This is a genomic window from Cedecea sp. Ae19-4, from assembly GCF_059801165.1.
This window is the reverse complement of sequence record NZ_JBCHWG010000003.1, coordinates 350,776-372,296: the sequence shown is the minus strand read 5'-3', so window position 1 is coordinate 372,296 and position 21,521 is coordinate 350,776. Positions and strand designations below refer to the sequence as shown.

Annotated in this window: 15 protein-coding genes; 12 read left to right on the top strand and 3 right to left on the bottom strand. The window is 55.1% G+C overall.

The features are described from left to right. Nucleotides 1–11: 11 nt before the first annotated feature. The 3 genes from AAIE02_RS19680 to mutH all read right to left on the bottom strand — a co-directional run bounded on the left by AAIE02_RS19680 (nucleotide 12) and on the right by mutH (nucleotide 2,261). Complete coding sequence (locus tag AAIE02_RS19680) at nucleotides 12–1,055, bottom strand: NADP(H)-dependent aldo-keto reductase (protein ID WP_008458473.1); 1,044 nt, start codon at nucleotides 1,053–1,055, stop codon at nucleotides 12–14. A gap of 142 nt (nucleotides 1,056–1,197) precedes the next feature. Further along, entirely contained in the window at nucleotides 1,198–1,416 is a 219-nt protein-coding gene (locus AAIE02_RS19675; RefSeq protein ID WP_008458470.1) for a YgdI/YgdR family lipoprotein, read from the bottom strand. Nucleotides 1,417–1,574: 158 nt separating this feature from the next. After that, on the bottom strand, nucleotides 1,575–2,261 hold the full coding sequence (gene mutH / locus AAIE02_RS19670; protein WP_008458468.1) for a DNA mismatch repair endonuclease MutH: 687 nt from the start codon (nucleotides 2,259–2,261) through the stop codon (nucleotides 1,575–1,577). A 687-nt stretch (nucleotides 2,262–2,948) separates the two neighbouring features. On the opposite strand from mutH, the gene rppH reads away from it, so the two are divergent. The 12 genes from rppH to recD all read left to right on the top strand — a co-directional run bounded on the left by rppH (nucleotide 2,949) and on the right by recD (nucleotide 21,502). Beyond that, on the top strand, nucleotides 2,949–3,479 hold the full coding sequence (gene rppH, locus AAIE02_RS19665; RefSeq protein ID WP_008458467.1) for an RNA pyrophosphohydrolase: 531 nt from the start codon (nucleotides 2,949–2,951) through the stop codon (nucleotides 3,477–3,479). A gap of 12 nt (nucleotides 3,480–3,491) precedes the next feature. Continuing rightward, nucleotides 3,492–5,738 (top strand): phosphoenolpyruvate--protein phosphotransferase, encoded by a 2,247-nt coding sequence (gene ptsP / locus AAIE02_RS19660; RefSeq protein ID WP_498533093.1) that lies wholly within the window; start codon nucleotides 3,492–3,494, stop codon nucleotides 5,736–5,738. A 332-nt stretch (nucleotides 5,739–6,070) separates the two neighbouring features. Further along, nucleotides 6,071–6,943 carry a prolipoprotein diacylglyceryl transferase gene (gene lgt / locus AAIE02_RS19655; protein ID WP_008458462.1) on the top strand — a complete coding sequence of 291 codons (873 nt, stop codon included), beginning with the start codon at nucleotides 6,071–6,073 and terminating at the stop codon, nucleotides 6,941–6,943. Between the two features lie 6 nt (nucleotides 6,944–6,949). Further along, complete coding sequence (gene thyA, locus AAIE02_RS19650; protein ID WP_008458459.1) at nucleotides 6,950–7,744, top strand: thymidylate synthase; 795 nt, start codon at nucleotides 6,950–6,952, stop codon at nucleotides 7,742–7,744. A gap of 185 nt (nucleotides 7,745–7,929) precedes the next feature. After that, on the top strand, nucleotides 7,930–8,397 hold the full coding sequence (locus AAIE02_RS19645; protein WP_498533092.1) for a prepilin peptidase-dependent protein: 468 nt from the start codon (nucleotides 7,930–7,932) through the stop codon (nucleotides 8,395–8,397). Continuing rightward, complete coding sequence (locus tag AAIE02_RS19640) at nucleotides 8,391–8,951, top strand: prepilin peptidase-dependent protein (protein WP_166995924.1); 561 nt, start codon at nucleotides 8,391–8,393, stop codon at nucleotides 8,949–8,951. Before AAIE02_RS19645 ends, AAIE02_RS19640 begins: the two co-directional genes overlap by 7 nt. Then, the gene (locus AAIE02_RS19635; RefSeq protein WP_008458454.1) at nucleotides 8,948–9,382 is read left to right on the top strand and encodes a DUF2509 family protein; all 435 of its coding nucleotides are present in this window, start codon (nucleotides 8,948–8,950) and stop codon (nucleotides 9,380–9,382) included. The genes AAIE02_RS19640 and AAIE02_RS19635 overlap by 4 nt, the downstream gene beginning before the upstream one ends. Beyond that, nucleotides 9,364–9,705, top strand: a complete 342-nt coding sequence (locus AAIE02_RS19630; protein ID WP_498533091.1) for a prepilin-type N-terminal cleavage/methylation domain-containing protein — start codon at nucleotides 9,364–9,366, stop codon at nucleotides 9,703–9,705. Before AAIE02_RS19635 ends, AAIE02_RS19630 begins: the two co-directional genes overlap by 19 nt. Before the next feature lie 7 nt (nucleotides 9,706–9,712). Next, the gene (gene recC, locus AAIE02_RS19625) at nucleotides 9,713–13,084 is read left to right on the top strand and encodes an exodeoxyribonuclease V subunit gamma (protein ID WP_498533090.1); all 3,372 of its coding nucleotides are present in this window, start codon (nucleotides 9,713–9,715) and stop codon (nucleotides 13,082–13,084) included. A gap of 149 nt (nucleotides 13,085–13,233) precedes the next feature. Further along, a complete protein-coding gene (gene ptrA / locus AAIE02_RS19620; RefSeq protein ID WP_498533089.1) occupies nucleotides 13,234–16,119 on the top strand; it encodes a pitrilysin in 2,886 nt (961 codons plus the stop codon). After that, on the top strand, nucleotides 16,119–19,664 hold the full coding sequence (gene recB / locus AAIE02_RS19615) for an exodeoxyribonuclease V subunit beta (protein ID WP_498533088.1): 3,546 nt from the start codon (nucleotides 16,119–16,121) through the stop codon (nucleotides 19,662–19,664). Before ptrA ends, recB begins: the two co-directional genes overlap by 1 nt. Beyond that, complete coding sequence (recD, locus tag AAIE02_RS19610; protein WP_498533087.1) at nucleotides 19,661–21,502, top strand: exodeoxyribonuclease V subunit alpha; 1,842 nt, start codon at nucleotides 19,661–19,663, stop codon at nucleotides 21,500–21,502. The genes recB and recD overlap by 4 nt, the downstream gene beginning before the upstream one ends. Nucleotides 21,503–21,521: the final 19 nt, after the last annotated feature.

Genomic DNA, 21,521 nt, shown 5'->3' with positions numbered 1-21,521 from the left:
GCCTTAGTTTTTTACGGTGCCGGGTAAGTATAGAGGCGATGCACCGCTTCAATCTCCTCAATCACCTCTTCGCTTAGCGTCAAATGCAGGCTTTCAAGGTTGGTTTTCAGCTGTTCCAGCGTCGTGGCGCCGAGCAACGTGCTGGCCACAAACGGCTGACGGCGAACGAAGGCCAGCGCCATTTGCGCCGGGTCGAGATTATGGCGTTTAGCTATTTCTACGTAGGCCGCAACGGCTTTTTGCGACTGCTCGCCGCTGTAGCGGGTGAAGCGGCTAAACAGCGTGTTGCGAGCGCCGGCCGGTTTGGCTCCGTTAAGGTATTTGCCCGACAGCACGCCGAAGGCGAGGCAGGAATAAGCGAGCAGCTCAACGCCTTCGTGCTGGCTGATTTCAGACAGGCCAACTTCAAAGCTGCGGTTTAACAGGCTGTAAGGGTTTTGAATGGTCACGATGCGCGGCAGATCGTGTTTTTCCGCAAGCTGCAGGTAGCGCATCACGCCCCACGGGGTTTCGTTCGAGACGCCGATATAGCGAATTTTCCCGGCACGCTGGCACTCGGTCAGCGCTTCAAGGGTTTCCAGCAGCGTTACCGGCAGCGAGGTCGTGTCGCTCCAGGTGTAGCCCAGTTTGCCAAACATGTTGGTCTGACGCTGCGGCCAGTGAACCTGGTAGAGGTCGAGGTAATCGGTTTGCAGGCGTTTGAGGCTGGCATCCAGCGCCTCGCGGATGTTTTTCCGGTCGAGGATCTGGTTTGGGCGGATGCCTGCGTCGTTGTTGCGGGTGGGGCCAGTGACTTTGGAAGCAACAACCAGTTTTTCGCGGTTGCCGCGAGCTTTAAGCCAGCTGCCGACATAGCTCTCGGTTAAGCCCTGGGTTTCCGGGCGCGGCGGCACCGGGTACATTTCCGCGACATCAATCAGATTCACGCCCTGACTGACGGCGTAGTCGAGCTGCTGGTGGGCATCGGCCTCGCTGTTTTGTTCACCAAAGGTCATGGTTCCCAGCCCCAGCGTGCTGACTTCAAGTGAACTGTGGGGGATACGGTGATAGTGCATAGCCGGCTTCCTGTTGTTCTTTTGACTCGTCAGGCATCGTTACCCGACAAAAGGTCTATAAACATGGCAGAGGCCGGAGCAAAGCGAAAGAGGGGAAAAGAAGAAAAATCATCAGGCCAGCCGAGGGGCTGACCCTGCGAGATTAGCGCTCAATAATCTGGGAAACGTCGTTGCGGTTGATCTGCATTTCATTACCTTGCTGGTCACGATAGCTTACCAGACCGGTATCTTCATCGACCTTCGGCTTGCCCTCGGTCAAAATCATTCGTCCATCTTTGGTGGCCATTACGTAGTCACTGCTGCAGCCTGAAACGGCAAAGGCAAGACCAATGGCGGAGATTGCTACTGCCCATTTAGTCATCGGTATGTTCCTCGTCAGGAAGGGATCTTGTTAATAAGTTTAGTAATAACCTGATGAACAGGGGAAAGAAAGCGGTAAATTCTTAATAGGACGAGGGAAATGTAACATTCCCCGGTACTTACTGACAGAACCCTGGATTCCATTCTCTGCGGCGGCTATTAGAGCGTGAAGTGCCGTGCGAGAAGGGCTGCGGTGAAATTCTTCTTTAAGTAGAAGCCGCGAGGTAACGTGAGAATAGGTGAGCCGTCCGCGCCAATAGCCTCTGTTAACGCCCGGCTGTTGGCGGCTTTTGGCCGCAGCTGCAGCACTTCGCCGTGACGGGCGGTAATGCGCTCGACCTGGCCCAGCACGATCAAATCCATCAGTTCTTCCCAGTCCAGGCGCAGCTGCTGTTCTTCCTCTTCTGAAGGGCTCCATAATAGCGGAGAACCCACGTGCCGCTCGGCAAGCGGGATCTGCCTTTCTCCCTCAACCGGGATCCACAGCACGCGCTTGAGCTTATGCCGCACATGGCTGGTTTCCCAAATGACGCCGCTATTACCGGTTAACGGCGCGACGCAGACGAACGTGGTTTCCAACGGGCGGCCAAGGCTATCCACCGGGATCGTTTTCAGTTCGATCCCGAGCGCGGCAAAGTCTTGTTCGGGCTTGCTGCCCGCGCTGGCACCCAGCCACAGCTCCAGCAGCACGCCAATCCAGCCTTTATCGCGCTTCAGGTCTTTCGGCGTCTGTAAGCCAGCGCAGGCGGCCAGTTCGCCCAGGGTATAACCGGCGACGCTTTGCGCCTGTTGGAGCAGCTCGGCTTCACTGCGTGGGGGCGTGATGAGCGGACGTATTGGTTGCATAACTCGTTGATGTTTTTTGGTTAAAAAATGAACGCACTTTGTGCACAGCGAAAGCTTAGTTTAGTCGTCTGAGGATAAGATTAACAATATTCTGATTTATAATGAGTTTTTAAAGGCAGCCGTTTCGGTGCAGCAACATTAAAAAGGCTTTTCCAAATCTGGTCACTGACAATGAACAGGATCTTACACCATGTTATCCACAGAAAAGTGGGATAACTGGGAAAAAGCATGACTACTGGTTCCATTTACAGCCTTGACGAGGCGCTAAAATACAATTTATCACCGATTTGTGACTAACTTGTTGGCACAATCTGTGGATAAAAACAACATTGTGCGATCTTTCATCAGTAGGCGATCTTCATATGTGACGATCATCACATTATGAAACTCGTGTGTCATTTTTATAGTATTATGATTATGAAATTTAAAGGCTTTAATGTGTGGCAGGATTGCTCCTTATTTTAGTTGTCCTGAGTTGTCCCGATGTAATTCGGTAGTTCTTCACAGTTATATCCACAGAAAAAGTGAATAAAACCGCCGGTTTTGACCATCCCCTGTTTATAACCCGGCTCTCTTTTGTGAGTTATTCAAATGTTATTCCATGCGAGCGCCGCCGAGAGAGTGGTTTACCGCCTGACACTTGTATGAAACAATCGATGCAATCTAAGTTTGTTTTGAGGTAGTCCGGTGATCGATGATGATGGCTACCGCCCCAACGTTGGGATCGTAATATGTAATCGGCAGGGACAGGTGATGTGGGCACGACGCTTTGGCCAACATTCCTGGCAATTTCCCCAGGGGGGTATTAATCCTGGCGAGTCCGCTGAACAGGCAATGTACCGGGAGCTTTTCGAAGAAGTCGGTCTACAAAGAAAAGATGTTCGCATTCTTGCCTCGACCCGAAACTGGTTGCGTTACAAATTACCTAAACGTTTGGTGCGTTGGGACACAAAGCCGGTTTGTATCGGCCAAAAACAAAAATGGTTTCTTTTGCAGTTGCTGAGCAGCGACGGTGAGATCAACATGCAAACCAGCAGTACGCCGGAATTTGATGGCTGGCGCTGGGTCAGTTATTGGTATCCGGTTCGTCAGGTTGTTTCATTCAAGCGCGATGTCTATCGCCGGGTAATGAAAGAGTTCGCCAGCGTGGTGATGCCACTGCAGGAAGTTACGCCACCACGCAATAACTCGCCGGCATGGCGACGTAAAAGAGGTTAAGTCACGCGAAAAATGCTCACCCGTCTGCGAGAAATAGTCGAAAAGGTCGCCAGTGCCCCGCGCCTCAATGAGGCGCTGGACATTTTGGTGACTGACATCTGCCTTGCGATGGATACCGAGGTTTGCTCGGTTTATCTCGCCGACCACGAGCGCCGCTGTTTTTACCTTATGGCGACGCGCGGGTTAAAGAAACCGCGCGGCCGCACCGTCACGCTTGCATTTGATGAAGGTATTGTTGGCCTGGTTGGGCGGCTCGCGGAGCCGATTAACCTTGCAGATGCGCAAAAACACCCCAGCTTTAAATATGTGCCCGCCGTAAAAGAGGAGCGTTTTCGTGCGTTCCTCGGCGTGCCTATTATCCAGCGCCGTCAGCTTCTGGGAGTGCTGGTTGTTCAGCAGCGTGAACACCGGCAGTACGATGAGAGCGAAGAGTCTTTCCTCGTTACGCTGGCAACGCAAATGGCCGGGATATTATCGCAGTCTCAGTTAGCGGCCCTGTTTGGACAGTATCGCCAGACCCGTATTCGCGCGCTGCCTGCGTCGCATGGCGTGGCGATTGCCGAAGGCTGGATGGACACAACCGTCCCGCTGATGGAGCAAGTTTTTGAAGCGTCGACCCTGGACACGGCGCTTGAGCGTGAGCGTCTGACCGCCGCGCTGGAAGAGGCTTCCGGGGAATTCCGCCGCTACAGCAAGCGTTTTGCCGCCGGGGCTCAGAAAGAGACTGCGGCGATTTTCGATCTTTACTCTCACCTGCTGACCGACGCGCGCCTGCGGCGTGAGCTTTTTGCTGAGGTAGATAAAGGCCTGGTCGCTGAATGGGCCGTGAAAACGGTGGTGGAGAAGTTTGCTGAACAGTTTGCCAGCCTTTCAGATAGCTACCTGAAAGAGCGAGCGGGCGACCTCAGAGCGCTGGGGCAGCGCCTGTTGTTCCACCTCGATGACACGATTCAAAGCCCGAATACCTGGCCTGAGCGCTTTGTGCTGGTTGCCGATGAACTTTCAGCCACCACGCTTGCCGAACTGCCGCAAAACCGTCTCGCGGGCGTTGTCGTGCGCGATGGTGCGGCAAACTCTCATGCCGCCATTATGGTCCGTGCGCTCGGTATCCCAACCGTCATGGGCGCGGATATTCAGCCATCGGCTCTGCATCGCCGAATGCTGATCGTGGACGGCTATCGCGGTGAATTGCTGGTGGATCCTGAGCCGGTTTTGCTGCAGGAATACCAGCGCCTGGTGACCGAGGAGAACGAACTTAGTCGCCTGGCGGAAGATGATGTGGAGCAGCCCGCGGCGTTAAAAAGCGGCGAGCGGGTGCAGGTCATGCTGAATGCCGGGCTTAGTCCTGAGCATGAAGAACAGCTTGGTAGCCGTATCGACGGCATCGGGCTGTACCGCACCGAAATTCCTTTTATGCTGCAAAGCGGTTTCCCGTCCGAAGAAGAGCAGGTTGCACAGTATCAGGGCATGTTGCAGATGTTTAACGACAAACCTGTGACGCTGCGAACGCTGGACGTCGGGGCGGATAAACAGCTTCCGTATATGCCCATCAGCGAGGAGAATCCCTGTCTTGGCTGGCGAGGCATTCGTATTACGTTGGATCAGCCAGAGATCTTTCTGATCCAGGTCCGCGCCATGCTGCGTGCGAATGCGGCTACGGGGAATTTGAGTATCCTGCTGCCGATGATCACCAGCATTGATGAAATCGATGATGCGCGCAGACTTATCGATCGTGCGGGCCGGGAAGTCGAAGAGGAATTAGGCTACCAGTTGCCGAAGTTCAGGCTTGGGGTGATGGTTGAAGTGCCTTCCATGGTGTTCATGCTGGGGCATCTGGCCGGGCGTATTGATTTTATTTCCGTTGGTACAAACGACCTGACTCAGTATCTGCTGGCGGTTGACCGTAACAACACGCGGGTGGCTAACCTTTACGATAGCCTGCATCCGGCGATGCTGCGTACGCTGAACCTGATTGCCCGTGAGGCCGAGCGCTATGACCTCGATCTGTGCCTGTGCGGCGAAATGGCCGGTGACCCGATGTGCGTCGCGATTCTTGTGGGCATGGGGTACCGTCATCTTTCAATGAACGGCCGTTCCGTCGCGCGTATTAAATACCTGTTACGCCATATTCAGCTTGAAGAAGCCGAAGTACTTGCTCAGCGTACCCTTGAGGCTCAAATGGCGACGGAAGTACGCCACCAGGTCGCTGCGTTTATGGAGCGCCGCGGCATGGGTGGCCTGATTCGCGGTGGGCGCTGATCCGTTCTCAATGTCCCGATCTCACCGGGACATTTTCCCCGTCTGACAACAAGGGAAAAAGCGTGGTTTTTCCCTTGTTGTGGCTCATCTTCCGAAAACCCCAAAGGGGTTTCCCTGTTCGTTTTCTTCGATGCTTGGTGTTGGTTCACACTCCCGGATACGCCCTGGATGCCCCGGTACCACCGGGACATTACACATCTTTTACAACTTCCGTAATCAATCACTCTGGCTGTTTGTGCTATGATCCGCTGCTTTCGGAGCGCATCGAGAGTGGTGCGTACTTGCCACTCACCTTCTATTTTGGGTGAGGTAACAATAGCTTGTGGTGACAGATGAATAGTGGCTATCTGCGTTTCCCTGAATTTGATCCGGTGCTTTTCTCCATCGGGCCGGTTTCCCTGCACTGGTACGGGCTCATGTACCTGGTCGGGTTCGTGTTTGCCATGTGGCTTGCCGGGCGCCGCGCCAGCCGTCCGGGCAGCGGCTGGACGAAAAATGAAGTAGAGAATCTGCTGTATGCAGGTTTCCTTGGCGTGTTCCTGGGGGGACGCCTGGGCTATGTCTTCTTCTACAATCTGCCGGTCTTCCTTGCCGATCCTCTCTACCTGTTCAAAGTCTGGGACGGCGGTATGTCCTTCCACGGCGGCCTGATCGGTGTTATCTGCGTGATGATTTGGTTTGCGCGCCGCACCAAGCGTACTTTCTTCCAGGTCTCTGATTTTATTGCTCCGCTGATCCCGTTTGGTTTAGGGGCTGGGCGCCTCGGCAACTTTATCAATGGCGAACTGTGGGGCCGCGTTGACCCGAACTTCCGCTTCGCCATGCTGTTCCCTGGTTCACGCAGTGAAGACGTTGGCCTGCTGGCAACGCACCCGGAATGGCAATCGCTGTTCAATACCTACGGCGTACTGCCTCGCCACCCGTCTCAGCTTTATGAGCTGGCGCTGGAAGGGGTTGTCCTGTTCATCATCCTGAACCTGTTTATTCGTAAGCCTCGCCCAATGGGGTCCGTCTCTGGCCTGTTCCTGATTGGCTACGGTGCGTTCCGTATCATCGTCGAATTCTTCCGCCAGCCGGATGCGCAGTTCACCGGCACCTGGGTACAGTACATCAGCATGGGGCAGATCCTGTCGATTCCGATGATTGTTGCCGGTATCATTATGATGGTCTGGGCTTACCGCCGTCCGCAGCAGCAACTTTCGTGAGGTGACATGAAACAGTATCTTGATTTGATGAAAAAAGTGCTCGAAGAGGGCACGCCAAAAGCGGACCGTACCGGTACCGGCACGTTGTCGATTTTTGGGCATCAAATGCGCTTTAACCTGCAGGAAGGCTTCCCGCTGGTTACCACCAAAAAATGTCACCTGCGTTCGATCATTCATGAGCTGCTGTGGTTCCTGAATGGCGATACCAATATCGCGTACCTGAAGGAAAACAAGGTGACGATTTGGGACGAATGGGCGGATGAAAACGGCGATCTCGGCCCGGTTTACGGCAAGCAATGGCGTTCCTGGGCAACCCCTGACGGGCGTTATATTGATCAGCTAACCACCGTGCTCAACCAGTTGAAAAACGATCCCGATTCTCGGCGCATTATTGTCTCTGCGTGGAACGTGGGCGAGCTGGATAAAATGGCGCTGGCCCCTTGCCACGCGTTTTTCCAGTTCTATGTGGCAGACGGCAAACTCTCTTGCCAACTCTACCAGCGCTCTTGCGACATCTTCCTTGGTTTGCCGTTCAACATCGCCAGCTATGCGCTGCTGGTGCATATGATGGCGCAGCAGTGCGACCTGGAAGTGGGCGACTTTGTCTGGACCGGGGGCGATACGCACCTGTACAGCAATCACCTGGAACAGACACGTCTGCAGCTAACCCGTGAACCGCGCGCGCTGCCTAAGCTGGTTATCAAACGTAAGCCGGAGTCATTGTTTGACTACCGTTTCGAAGACTTCGAGATTGAAGGCTACGATCCGCATCCGGCGATCAAAGCGCCTGTCGCCATTTAACCTGCTGACAGAGTGACAGAACCGGTGCCTGAGTGCGCCGGTTTTTTTTGCCCTGGTTTTGCTTCTTCGGCATTGATTCCAGAGCGTATGCAACTCTCCGTAACGCCTTAATTATCTTCCGATATGTGTCGCATCATCTGATTTGCGAACTGGCTGATTCAACTTCTGTGGCCCACACTCCTCCCATGAGAATCAACCAACGTGGTTTTAGCGTTATTGAGGTGATGGTGGTGATAGCCATTGTTGCCGTACTCAGCGCTGGTGGGCTTCACGGCTGGCACGAGTGGCAGCAGAGAGTGCAGTTGCGGCAAACGGCTCAGCAACTGAGTCACTTTCTCTCGCGGCTAAGAAATGATGCCAACTGGCATAACCAAACCCATCTTTTGGCGCTGCATCAATTGGGGAAAAGCTGGTGCCTGACAAGCCGTGCCGCTGAAGAAAACTGTTCGGGAAACTCAAATCTGACGTTTACCCCCGAGTTTGACGATATCGTCGTGGAGGATATGACTGCCGGGTTAGGTTTCTACGGTATTCGCAACACAGCCTGGCCAGGCCACCTTATTGTGAAAAGTCAGGTCGGGCGCTGGAAAGTGACGCTCTCGGTTTGGGGGCGCATCCGGCTGTGCGAAATGTCCGGAGACAAGTCATGTTGAGCGCTCAGAGAGGGTTTACGTTACTCGAAACGCTTATTGCGATGGCCTTGAGCAGCGTGCTGCTGCTAGGCACTTCAAGGCTTTTCCCCGCTTTGCAGGGCGAGGTTTTACGCCAGTACAGCTACGTTGCTCAGCAGGAAGCGCTTTGGCAAATGGCGTTCACCGTTGGAAAAAATTTACAGCGTGCGGGTTATTGCCGAGGGAAGTGTCAGGGGGAGGCTGTAAAGCTTATGAACAACGGAAACTGCGTGGTATTGCAGTGGGATGCCAACGGTAATGGCCGGTGGGACACGACCCCTGGTAGTCAAAATGAACAGACGGGCTATCGCTTGCGTAACGGCAGCCTGGAGACTCAAAAGGGCGTAGAGCATTGTGAAGGTACCGGCTGGGAAAGAATGTCTGACCCGACGCAATTGGTGGTGCAGCATTTTTCCGTGGTTCGCCTGAATCGCAAAACCGGCAGGCCTTTATTCCTCGTGAGTCTTGCTGCATATCTGAAGCAAGGTGGGCGTCCTGTGGAGCTTAGCTACACGGTGAGTGGAGAAAATTCATGAGCGGCAAGCAAGAGAAAGGGAGCACCTCTTTGCTGATGGTATTGATGCTGCTTGCAGTTGGTTCTCTGATGCTGAGTGGGCTTTCCCGGCAACTTAGCGCCCAGCGCTTTGAGGTTGCCGCCGAAATTCAGTTTATTAAAAATCAGACGGCTGCAAGATCTGCGCTGGCATGGGGGGAAAAACAAAGCTGGCAACCCCAGAGAACCTGGCAATGTCAGTTTGAGTCGCGTAATCAGTGGCACGCCTGCCTGCATCTAACCGATAAAGGTGAGGCCTTACTGGCTGCTTCCGGTTCTGTTGCAGGGCCCACGCTACCGTTCACATTGTGGCGCTGGGGGGGACTTCAGGGGAATAAATTAGTGGCCTCCGCGCAGGGCTGGCTGGATTTTTGCCCTTTACTGGACGATGACTTATGCAAACTGCCTCGATAGTTTCCCGGCAGCGTGGCTTCAGCCTCCCGGAGGTGCTATTTGCCCTGGCGCTGTTTGCGATAGTGATGACCGCATTGCTGGGGTACCACGGTGTATTGCAGCAGGGTTTCACCAGCCAATGGCAGCTAAGGCAGCTGTGGCGAGTCGCGCGTGAGCAGACCGAGCCAGAAGTTCCTCCACTTTCAGATGCATGGAATGTGCATCAACAGCAGACATCGTCTTTGGGATGTGTCAGCATCGACGTTACTGTAACAAGTCCAGAGGGCCGGATAGCGCAGCTTTTGAGGCTCGATTGCCCACGGTCAGAACAACGTCAGGAGTAGCGATTTCATGTTGCGTGTCTACCATTCCAACCGCCTTGATGTGCTGGAAGCCATTATGGAGTTCATTGTGGAGCACCAGCCATTGCCGGATCCTTTTGAGCCGGAAGTGGTGCTGGTGCAAAGCACCGGGATGGCGCAGTGGCTGCAAATGACGCTGGCACAGAAGTTTGGTATTGCGGCGAACATCGAGTTTCCGCTGCCCGCCAGCTTTATCTGGGACATGTTCGTGAAGGTATTGCCCGATATCCCGGAAGTGAGCGCTTTCAACAAGCAGAGCATGAGCTGGAAGCTGATGACGCTTATCCCCAATATGCTCCACAAGCCAGAGTTCAAGATGCTTGGCCACTATCTGCAGGTAGACGACAGCAGCCGTAAGCTGTTTCAGCTTTCTTCCCGGATTGCCGACCTTTATGACCAGTATCTTGTCTATCGTCCCGGCTGGCTAAGTCGCTGGGAGAAGGGCGAGCTTGTCGAAGGCGTGGGAGAGTCTCAGCTCTGGCAGGCTCCGCTCTGGGCGGAACTGGTGCGCTACACCGCTGAGCTGGGGCAGCCTGAATGGCATCGAGCCAATCTCTACCAGCGCTTTATTAGCGCTCTTGAGAAAAGCGAGGTTTGCCCGACGGGACTCCCATCTCGCGTCTTTATTTGTGGGATTTCCGCTCTGCCACCGGTGTACCTCCAGGCTCTGCAGGCGCTGGGTAAGCATATCGACGTCCATGTGCTATTTACCAACCCCTGCCGCTACTACTGGGGGGATATTAAAGATCCCGCGTTCCTTGCTCGTCTTGTCAGCCGCCGTCGTCGTCGGCATCAGACAGAACAAGAGCAGACCTTGTTTAAGGACAACGACAATGCCTCTTCGTTGTTCAATGAGCTTGGTGAGCAGGATGTGGGGAATTCCTTGCTGGCCTCTTGGGGGAAATTAGGGCGCGACTACGCGTTTTTGCTTTCCGAACTGGAGCGTTTTGAAGAGATCGATGTTTTTGTCGATTTAGAACCCGATAACCTTCTCCGCGGCCTGCAAAGTGACCTGTTGGAGCTGAAAGATTCGCAGGTGCTGGGGCTGACGGCTGAGGAGTATGAACACAGTGACGGTAAACGGCTGCTGGATCTTAACGATCGTTCTTTGACATTCCATGAGTGCCATAGCCCGCAGCGAGAAGTTGAGGTGCTGCACGATCAACTGTTGGCGATGCTGGAGGCCGATCCAGAACTTACCCCGCGCGATATCATCGTGATGGTTGCGGATATTGATAGCTACAGTCCGTTTATCCAGGCGGTGTTTGGTAGCGCGAAGGACGAGCGTTGGCTGCCGTTTGCCATTTCTGACCGTCGGGCGCGCCAGGCTCACCCGGCCCTGCAGGCGTTCATTTTACTGCTTGGCTTGCCGGAAAGCCGTTTCGCAGCAGAAGATGTGCTTTCATTGTTGGAAGTGCCTGCCCTGGCGGCGCGTTTCTCTATTGATGAAGAAGGGCTGCGCTATCTGCGTAAATGGGTGAATGAATCAGGTGTACGTTGGGGCATTGATGATGACAACGTTCGAGAACTGGATCTGCCTGCGACCGGGCAGCATACGTGGCGGTTTGGCCTGACCCGGATGCTGCTTGGCTATGCGATGGAAAGCCAGGCTGGGGTCTGGGATTCTGTGCTGCCCTATGATGAGTCCAGCGGCCTGATTGCCGAACTGGTGGGGCAGCTTGCGGAGTTGCTGATGCAGTTGAACCGCTGGCGTCAGCTGTTAACTCAGGAGCGCCCTTTAGACGAATGGTTGCCGCTATGCAGGGACATGCTGAACAGCTTCTTCCTGCCTGATGGTGAAACAGAAGCCGCACTGGCGCTGATTGAGCAGCAGTGGCAGGAGATGATTGAAAAAGGCACTGATGCAGCCTACCAGCAGCCCGTGTCATTAACCTTGCTGCGTGATGAACTGGCCCAGCGTCTTGACCAGGAGCGCATCAGCCAGCGCTTCCTCGCCGGGCCGGTAAACTTCTGTACCCTGATGCCAATGCGCGCCATTCCCTTTAAGGTCGTTTGTTTGCTGGGCATGAATGACGGTGTCTATCCGCGAACGCTTGCGCCATTGGGCTTTGACCTGATGAGCCAGCACCCGCAGCGCGGGGACCGCAGCCGCCGAGACGATGACCGCTATCTGTTCCTGGAAGCGCTTATTTCGGCCCAGCAGCGGCTGTACATCAGCTATATCGGCCGTTCGATTCAGGACAACAGCAGGCGTTACCCGTCGGTGCTGGTGGAAGAACTGCTGGATTATATCGCTCGCAGTCACTACCTCCCCGGAGATGCTGAATGTAATGCAGATGACAGCAGTGAGCATGTGAGAAAGCATCTGGTCACGCTTCATGCCCGAACACCTTTTGACAGCACCAACTACCTTGCCGGAGGCGATGGGCAAAGCTTTGCTCAGGAGTGGCTGCCAGCGGCAAGTGGCAGCGGCGTAGCGCATGCCCACTTTATTCAGCCTTTGATTGCGGATCCCTGGGACGACATCTCCCTTGAGCAGCTCCAGCGTTTTTGGCGGCACCCGGTGCGGGCATTTTTCCAAATGCGTCTCGGCATTAACTTCCGCCTGGAAGATACCGAATTGCCGGATGAAGAGCCTTTTACCCTCGATGTACTCGATCGTTTTCAGTTAAACCAGCACCTGCTTAATGCTCTGGTCCAGCAAGATGATCCGCACCAGCTGTTTGTGCGTTACCGGGCAGCTGGCGTTTTACCTTACGGGGCCTTCGGTGAAATCTTGTGGGAAAACCAGCGGAATGAAATGCAAATGCTGGCTGAAAAAGTGCTGGCCGAACGGCAAAAAGGGGAAAGCTGTGAAGTGGATCTTCACATAGACGGAACCAGAGTGACGGGCTGGCTGTCGGACGTACAGGCTGATGGTTTGCTGCGCTGGCGCCCTTCGGTGCTGAATGTGGCTCATGGCATGCAGCTGTGGATTGAACATTTGGTTTACTGTGCCAGCGGCTATTCGGGCGAAAGCCGAATGTTCGGGCGCAAAGATTCACAGTGGCGTTTCCCTCATATGGCACAGGACGAAGCTAAAGCCTGGTTGTTGCAACTGATTGAGGGTTATAAAGAAGGTCTCCGTCAGCCATTGCTGCTGCTGCATAACAGCGGTGGCGCGTGGATAAAAACCTGTTATGACCCACAAAATGATGCCATTTTATGGGATGAGGAGACGCAGCAGAAAGCCCGGACTAAGCTGCTTGCTGCCTGGGAAGGAAACCATATGGTGGAAGGGGAAGGGACTGATATTTGGCTGCAACGTTTGTACCGTACCCTTGATGCCGAGTATTACGAAGCGATTATCGCAGAGGCCGAGCGCTACCTGCTGCCTCTGTTCAGATTCAACCAATCCTGAACAAGGATTGTATAAAAATTGCACAGCCCGGTGAGTTCAATTATGATGCGATTTCTTGCTCAGGGCTGGCGAAGTATAACAACGGCGTTCGACGGATAGCTTCGAAAAGTTGTTAATGATGAGTAAGTTAGTGAAGACGAGGTTTGTGAATGCCTAAATGCAGCACCTGGTTTACCGCGCTTTTCTTGTTCGTTGCTCTTTGGGCACCCTGCAGTCAGGCAGATAACGGATGGCAACCGATTCAGGACACCATCCGTAAAAGTGAAAAAGATCCTCGTCAGTATCAGGCTATTCGTTTAGATAACGGTATGACCGTGCTGCTGGTTTCCGATCCGCAGGCGGTGAAGTCGCTGTCAGCGCTGGTGGTGCCGGTTGGCTCACTGGAAGATCCAGATGCTCACCTTGGGCTTGCCCATTTTCTGGAACATATGACGCTGATGGGGTCTAAAAAATATCCGGACCCGGATAGCCTGTCTGAATTCCTCAAAAAACATGGCGGCAGCCACAATGCCAGTACCGCCACCTATCGAACCGCATTTTATCTTGAAGTAGAAAACGATGCGCTCGACGGTGCCGTAGACCGCCTGGCCGACGCCATTGCTGAACCTAACCTCGCGGCACAATATGCCGAGCGTGAACGTAACGCGGTAAACGCCGAGTTGACGATGGCCCGTGCGCGTGACGGGATGCGCATGGCACAGGTTAGCGCCGAAACCATCAACCCTTTACACCCGGCGGCGCGTTTCTCCGGCGGCAACCTTGAAACCCTGCGTGACAAACCCGGCAGCAAGTTGCTCGACGCGCTGGTGGCATTCAGAAATAAGTACTTCTCGGCAAACCTGATGAAAGCCGTTATCTACAGCAACAAGCCTTTGCCTGAACTGGCGAAGATTGCCGCTGAAACTTACGGCCGTGTTCCTGACAAAAATATCGAAAAGCCGGTTATCGATGTACCGGTGGTGACTGACGCGCAAAAAGGGATCTTCATCCACTATGTGCCGGTCATGCCGCGCAAGGTGGTTCGCGTTGAGTTTCGCATTGATAACAATAGCGATAAATTCCGCAGCAAAACCGATGAGCTGATTGGGTACCTGATCGGTAACCGTAGCCATGATACGCTGTCGGATTGGCTGCAAAAGCAGGGGCTTGCGGAGAGCATTCGCGCGGATTCTGACCCGATGGTGGCCGGTAACAGCGGTGTTTTCGCCATCTCCGTCTCCCTGACGGATAAAGGCCTGGCCAATCGTGACCAGGTGGTTGCGGCGATATTCAGCTATCTCGATCAGTTGCGCGCCAAAGGTATCGATAAACGTTACTTTGACGAGCTTGCACACGTGCTGGATCTCGACTTCCGTTACCCGTCCATCACCCGTGATATGGACTACATCGAATGGCTGGCGGATACCATGCTGCGCGTCCCGGTCACCCATACGTTAGATTCCGCAAATATCGCTGACCAGTACGATCCTGACGCGATTAAAGCGCGGCTGGATATGATGACGCCGCAAAATGCCCGCGTGTGGTATATCAGCCCGCAGGAGCCACACAATAAAACGGCTTATTTCGTTGATGCGCCTTACGAAGTTGACAAAATTCCTGCGCAGACCTATGCCGACTGGCAGCAGAAGGCAGATGCTATCAAGCTTGAGCTGCCTCAGCTGAATCCTTACATTCCCGATGACTTCACGCTTTATAAGCCACAGAAGCAGTACGACCATCCTGAGCTGCTGATCCACGAGCCGGATCTGCGGGTGGTGTATATGCCGAGCCGCTATTTTGGTAACGAGCCTAAAGCGGACGTGACGCTTGTGCTGCGTAATCCACAGGTGATGAACAGCGCGAAGAATCAGGTACTGTTTGCTATCAATGATTACCTTGCGGGCATTGCGCTGGATGAACTCAGCAATCAGGCGTCGGTTGGCGGCATCAGTTTCTCATCTAACGCCAATAGCGGGCTGATGATTAACGCCAACGGCTATACGCAGCGCCTGCCGCAGCTGTTTGAAGCGCTGCTGAAGGGCTATTTCAGCTATACCCCAACGCAGGAACAGCTGGATCAGGCCAAGTCCTGGTATGCCCAAATGATGGATTCGGCGGACAAAGGCAAAGCCTTTGAGCAGGCGATTGCGCCGGTGCAGATGGTTTCGCAGGTGCCTTATTTTGAGCGTAGTACCCGTCGGGCGTTGCTGCCGGAGCTGACGCTTAAGGACGTGCTGGATTATCGTGAGCGGTTGAAAACCAATTCCCGGCCTGAGTTTATGGTCATTGGCAACATGTCTCCAGAGCAGACCAAACAGCTGGCGGAAAACGTCAAAGCCCAGCTGGCTCCGAAGGGGGGAGAATGGTGCCGGAATGACGATGTGCTGATTAATAAGCAGCATCTGGCGATGTTTGAAAAAGCCGGAAGCAGCACCGACTCGGCGCTGGCGGCGGTTTATGTACCCAAAGGCTATAACGAAGCCACCAGCACGGCCTATGGCTCAATGCTGGGGCAAATCATTCAGCCCTGGTTCTATAATCAATTGCGTACACAAGAGCAGCTTGGTTATGCGGTGTTTGCTTTCCCTATGTCCATTGGTCGACAGTGGGGAGTGGGGTTCCTGCTTCAGAGCAGCGATAAGCAGCCAGCTTACCTGTATGAGCGGTTTAAAGCGTTTTATCCGGTTATCGAGAAAAAGCTGCGCGGCATGAGCGACGCCGAGTTTGCCCAAATCCAGCAGGGGATGATTGCCCAGATGCAGCAGGCGCCTCAAACGCTTGCGGAAGAAGCGGCGCAGCTTAGCAAAGATTTCGACCGCCGAAACATGGCGTTTGATTCCCGTGATAAAGTGATAGCCGAAATTAAGAAATTAACGCCGCAGAAGCTGGCTGATTTCTTCCATCAGGCGGTGATAGCTCCCCAGGGGATGGCGGTGTTGTCACAGATTTCCGGCAGCCATAACGGCAAAGCAGAGTATGCAGCTCCAAAAGGGTGGAAAACCTGGGAGGGGGCACGCAGTCTGCAGCAGGCGTTACCACTAGTAAGCGAGAAATAATGACCGATGTAACTGCGCAGCCCCTTGATCCTTTAAGTTTGCCGCTGTTCGGCGAACGGTTGATAGAAGCTTCCGCGGGGACCGGTAAGACCTTTACCATTGCCGCACTTTATTTGCGGCTGCTGCTGGGCTTAGGGGGAGAGAATGCTTTCCCCCGTCCGCTGGGGGTTGAAGAACTGCTGGTGGTGACTTTCACCGAAGCGGCCACCGAAGAACTGCGTGGCCGTATTCGGGCGAATATCCACGAATTGCGCATCGCCTGTATTCGTAACCGCACCAAAAATCCACTGATACAAAACTTACTTGCCAAGATTACCAACAAGCAGCTCGCTGCCCGCACCCTGCTGTTAGCCGAACAGCAGATGGATGAGGCAGCTATCTTCACTATCCACGGCTTTTGCCAGCGGATGCTCAGCCTCAACGCTTTTGAGTCCGGGATGCTGTTCGAGCAGCAGCTACTCGAGGATGAATCCTTGCTGCGCCGTCACGCCTGTGCTGATTTCTGGCGGCGTCACTGCTACCCGCTGCCAAAACCTGTGGCGCAGGCGATGAGTGAGGAGTGGTCGGGGCCGGAAGCGCTTTTAAGGGATATCAATAGCTGGCTTCAGGGTGAACAGCCCCAGTTGAAACAGCCCCCGGCGGATGATGAAACTCTGCTGGCTCGCCATGAAAAAATAATCGCCGCTATCGACGGGGTCAAAGCTCAATGGAGAGCAGCCGCGGGTGAGCTGGCAAGCCTGATTAGCGATTCTAGCGTGGATAAACGCAGCTACAGCAGTAAACATTTGCCAAACTGGCTGGAAATTGTTGGCCAGTGGGCGCAGCTGGAAACCACCAGTTATCAGCTCCCTGAGGCGTTGGCGAAGTTTGCGCAAAGCACGCTTGGAGAGAAAACCAAAAAAGGCGAAGTGCCCCGGCACAGCCTGTTCACCGCCATCGACGCATTGCTTGCAGAGCCGCTAACGCTGCGTGACCTGGTGATTGCCAGAGCCATGGCGGAAATTCGCTATATTGTTCAACAAGAGAAGCGCCGCCGCGGCGAACTGGGCTTTGACGATATGCTGAGTCGGCTCGATGAATCTCTGCATCAGCCCGGCGGCGACGCCTTAGCGACGGCGATCCGCAGCCGTTTCCCGGTGGCGATGATCGATGAGTTCCAGGATACCGACCCGCAGCAGTACCGTATCTTCCGCCGCCTGTATATCAAGCAGCAGGGCACCGCGCTGTTGCTGATTGGTGACCCTAAGCAGGCTATTTACGCTTTCCGCGGCGCCGATATTTTTACCTATATGAAGGCGCGTCAGGAAGTTAGTGCCCACTACACACTGGACACTAACTGGCGCTCGTCTCCCTCGATGATCCACGGCGTAAACACGCTGTTCCAGCAGGTTGAGAACCCGTTCTTATTCCGCCAGATCCCGTTCCTGCCGGTTAAATCAGCGCCCCGCAACGGTGGGCTACGGTTTACGGTCCAGGGTGAAAGCCAGTCGGCGGTGAAAATGTGGCTCCAGCCGGGGGATGGCGTCGGTGTAAGTGATTACCAACAAGCGATGGCATCCCAGTGTGCACGGCAAATTCGAGACTGGCTCACCGCCGGGCAACGGGGGGATGCGCTGCTTTGGTTGGGGGATGACGCCCGGCCGCTCAGGGCATCGGATATGACGATTCTGGTTCGTAGCCGCGGAGAAGCGGCCATCGTACGTGATGCGCTGGGCGCGCTGAATATTCCTTCGGTGTATCTCTCTAACCGCGATTCGGTGTTTGCTACCGTTGAGGCACGTGAGCTGCTGTGGGTGCTACAGGCCGTACTGACGCCTGAAATTGAGACGGCCATGCGCAGCGCCATTGCGACAGCCATGTTAGGGCTGGATGCCCATGCTATCGAGTCTCTGAACAACGACGAACTGGCCTGGGATCATCTGGTTGACGAATTCTTTGGCTACCGCGAGCAGTGGCTTAAGCGGGGCGTGATGCCCATGTTAAGAGCCTTAATCGGGGCGAGAAATATAGCTGAAAACCTGCTGGCCACGCCTGGCGGAGAGCGCAGGCTGACCGATATTTTGCACATCAGCGAACTGTTACAGGAAGCCTCAGCAGAAATGGAGAGCGAGCATGCGCTGGTGCGCTGGCTGGCGCAGAGGATTGCCGAGCCGGACAGCAACGCTTCCAGTCAGCAGTTGAGGCTCGAAAGTGATAAACATTTGGTGCAGGTGGTGACCATCCACAAATCCAAAGGGCTGGAGTATCCGTTGGTCTGGCTGCCGTTCGTGGCCAACTATCGCCCACAGAGCAGCGGCCTTTATCACGACCGAACCACCTTTACCTCACTTCTGGATTTGAGCAACGATGCGGAAAGCCTGGGGCTGGCCGAAGAAGAACGTCTGGCGGAAGACTTGCGTCTGCTCTATGTGGCATTGACCCGCTCCGTCTGGCACTGCAGCTTGGGCGTTGCGCCGTTGTTCCGCGGTTCGAGAGCCAAAAAAGGCAACAGCGACCTGCACCTCAGTGCGCTGGGCTATTTGCTGCAAAAAGGGGAAGCGCTCGATGCAGAGGGACTGCGCCAGGCGCTTGATGGTCTGAAAAGCGAAGCCATCGACGTTGAAACACTCTCTTCCGGGGACGATACTCCGTGGCAGCCGCGGCCCGATGCTTTGCCCGAGCTTGCCGCCCGCCAGCTCAAGCGTCGAATCACTGATAACTGGCGCGTGACCAGTTATTCTGGTCTGCAGCAGCACGGCAGCAGTCGGGTTCTGGATTTCGTGCCACGCCTGGACGTTGACGCCGTTGGGGAAGCCCCGGAGCAAAGTGAGCCGTTACTTACGCCGCATACTTTCCCGCGCGGGGCTTCACCGGGTACTTTCTTACACAGCCTTTTCGAAGAGGTTGATTTTACACAGCCAGTACAGCCTGAAGAGACAGAAAAACACCTGCTTGCCAATGGGTTTAGCGGCGAGTGGGAGCCGGTGGTGAGCCGCTGGCTGGAAGAGGTGCTTGCTGCGCCGCTCAATGACACCGGCGTTGCCCTGAACCTGCTTTCTGCGAAGGAGAGACAGGTGGAGCTGGAATTTTATTTACCTATCGACAATGAGCTACAGGCGCCGGCGTTAGACGGTCTGGTTCGTCATTACGACCCGCTGTCTGCTGGCTGCCCGCCTTTGGACTTCCGTCAGGTGAAGGGAATGCTGAAAGGGTTTATCGACCTGGTGTTCCGCTGGCAGGGGCGTTACTACCTGCTGGACTATAAATCTAACTGGCTGGGTGAAGACAGCGGCGCCTACACCCAGGAGGCGATGGCGAAGGCGATGCAGTCTCACCGCTACGACTTGCAGTACCAGCTCTACACGCTGGCGCTGCATCGCTACCTGCGCCACCGTATGGCCGGGTATAACTACCAGCAGCACTTTGGTGGGGTTATCTATTTGTTCCTGCGAGGCGTGGAGCAGGGTAAGCCGGAGCAGGGTATTTTTTCTACGCGACCGGACGTCAGACTGGTTGAAGCAATGGATGCGCTGTTCGCCGGGGCAGCAGAGGAGATCCCACAGTGAGTATGTCTCAGCTACTCAACCAGGCGGTGGTGCTGAAAGCTCTCAGGCCGCTGGATTCACAGTTTGCCATGATGGTGGCTAACGATAAGCAGCCCGCCGTTATGCTGGCCGCAGCGCTGTTGAGCCGAGAATCAGGCGAGGGGCATGTCTGCCTGCCGCTGGAGCGCATCAGGCCCGAATATGCCTTTGCTGGCAAACATCCTGAACTTGTGGCTCAGCTTTTTGCCGAGGCGGAGCCTACTTCGGGCTGGCACAGCGCATTACTGGCTTCCCATTCGGTCAGTTCGGGCGACGAACCCACGCCGCTGAAACTCATTGATAACCGCCTTTACCTCAACCGTATGTGGAGCAACGAGCATCGGGTGGCGGCCTTCTTCGGTGAACATAACCAGCATGTTGCGGTGGATGAGACGCGGCTTCGCGAAATCCTCGACGCGCTGTTTGGTAACAGCCCACAGACGGACTGGCAGAAAGTGGCCGCGGCGGTGGCGTTGACCCGACGTATTTCAGTTATTTCCGGCGGGCCGGGAACAGGTAAAACCACAACGGTGGCAAAGCTGTTGGGCGCGCTGGTTCAGCTTTCCGATGGCCAGCCCGTGCGCATTCAGCTTGCGGCGCCTACGGGCAAGGCGGCCGCACGCCTGACGGAATCGTTGGGAAGTGCGCTGCGCCAGCTGCCGCTCAGCGATGAGCAGAAAAAGCGCCTGCCTGAAGAGGCTTCGACGCTGCACCGGCTTTTAGGCGCGCAGCCAAACAGCCAGCGGTTGCGCCACCATGCCGGAAATCCTCTGCACCTGGATGTGCTGGTGGTGGATGAGGCGTCGATGGTAGATCTGCCGATGATGTCCCGGCTGATTGATGCTTTACCGGAGCAGGCCCGCGTCATCTTCCTCGGAGACAGAGATCAACTGGCTTCCGTAGAGGCGGGGGCGGTGCTGGGCGATATCTGCCATTACGTGAACGACGGGTATTCGGCTGAGCGTGCGGAGCAATTAAATCGGCTCACGGGCTGTGAGGTACCCGTAGGGGAGAGCACCCGGGCGAGCGCGCTGCGTGACGGGCTTTGTCTGCTGCGTAAGAGCTATCGGTTCGACAGTCAGTCCGGTATCGGTCAACTGGCCTTTGCCGTTAATGCCAGCGATAGCAGGCAGGTGAAAGCTGCGTTTGGACAAGGGTTTACGGACATCTCACTGCAGCCGCTGCTGGAGCCGGAAGATTATACGGCGATGATTGCCGACGTGGTCAGCGGCTACGGCGAGTATTTGCAGCTGGTGCGTCAGAAAGCCGCGCCTGCGGAGATCATTGATGCCTTTGGCCGTTATCAGTTGCTGTGTGCCTTACGTGAAGGACCTTTCGGCGTCAGCGGCCTGAATGAGCGTATTGAGCAGGCGCTGGTACAGGCGCGTTTGATTCAGCGGCCTTCGCAGGCGCTGTCCCGCTGGTACGACGGGCGTCCGGTGATGATTGCCCGCAATGATAGCTCGCTTGGCTTGTTTAACGGCGATATCGGTATTGCTTTGCAGCGTGAGGAAGGGCTTCGCGTCTGGTTTTCAATGCCGGATGGTTCAGTAAAATCCGTTCAGCCCAGCCGCCTGCCTGTACACGATACGGCCTTCGCCATGACCGTGCATAAATCTCAGGGTTCTGAATTTGACCACGCCGCGTTGGTATTGCCGAATCAGTTTGTGCCGGTGGTGACGCGTGAGCTGGTGTACACCGCGATCACGCGCGCCCGTAAGCAGCTGTCGCTGTATGCCGATGAACGCGTGTTGAATAAAGCGATAGCCACGCGTACGGAGCGCCGCAGCGGGCTTATGGCGATTTTCTCTGGAGAATAAAAGACAAGGGAAGGCACAC

What these genes read in the sequence shown, in the direction of transcription:
- AAIE02_RS19680 (WP_008458473.1), bottom strand. Translation starts at nt 1,055, where the DNA reads ATGCACTATCACCGTATCCCCCACAGTTCACTTGAAGTCAGCACGCTG.
- AAIE02_RS19675 (WP_008458470.1), bottom strand. Translation starts at nt 1,416, where the DNA reads ATGACTAAATGGGCAGTAGCAATCTCCGCCATTGGTCTTGCCTTTGCC.
- mutH (WP_008458468.1), bottom strand. Translation starts at nt 2,261, where the DNA reads ATGCAACCAATACGTCCGCTCATCACGCCCCCACGCAGTGAAGCCGAG.
- ptsP (WP_498533093.1), top strand. Translation starts at nt 3,492, where the DNA reads ATGCTCACCCGTCTGCGAGAAATAGTCGAAAAGGTCGCCAGTGCCCCG.
- lgt (WP_008458462.1), top strand. Translation starts at nt 6,071, where the DNA reads ATGAATAGTGGCTATCTGCGTTTCCCTGAATTTGATCCGGTGCTTTTC.
- thyA (WP_008458459.1), top strand. Translation starts at nt 6,950, where the DNA reads ATGAAACAGTATCTTGATTTGATGAAAAAAGTGCTCGAAGAGGGCACG.
- AAIE02_RS19645 (WP_498533092.1), top strand. Translation starts at nt 7,930, where the DNA reads ATGAGAATCAACCAACGTGGTTTTAGCGTTATTGAGGTGATGGTGGTG.
- AAIE02_RS19640 (WP_166995924.1), top strand. Translation starts at nt 8,391, where the DNA reads ATGTTGAGCGCTCAGAGAGGGTTTACGTTACTCGAAACGCTTATTGCG.
- AAIE02_RS19635 (WP_008458454.1), top strand. Translation starts at nt 8,948, where the DNA reads ATGAGCGGCAAGCAAGAGAAAGGGAGCACCTCTTTGCTGATGGTATTG.
- AAIE02_RS19630 (WP_498533091.1), top strand. Translation starts at nt 9,364, where the DNA reads ATGCAAACTGCCTCGATAGTTTCCCGGCAGCGTGGCTTCAGCCTCCCG.
- recC (WP_498533090.1), top strand. Translation starts at nt 9,713, where the DNA reads ATGTTGCGTGTCTACCATTCCAACCGCCTTGATGTGCTGGAAGCCATT.
- ptrA (WP_498533089.1), top strand. Translation starts at nt 13,234, where the DNA reads ATGCCTAAATGCAGCACCTGGTTTACCGCGCTTTTCTTGTTCGTTGCT.
- recB (WP_498533088.1), top strand. Translation starts at nt 16,119, where the DNA reads ATGACCGATGTAACTGCGCAGCCCCTTGATCCTTTAAGTTTGCCGCTG.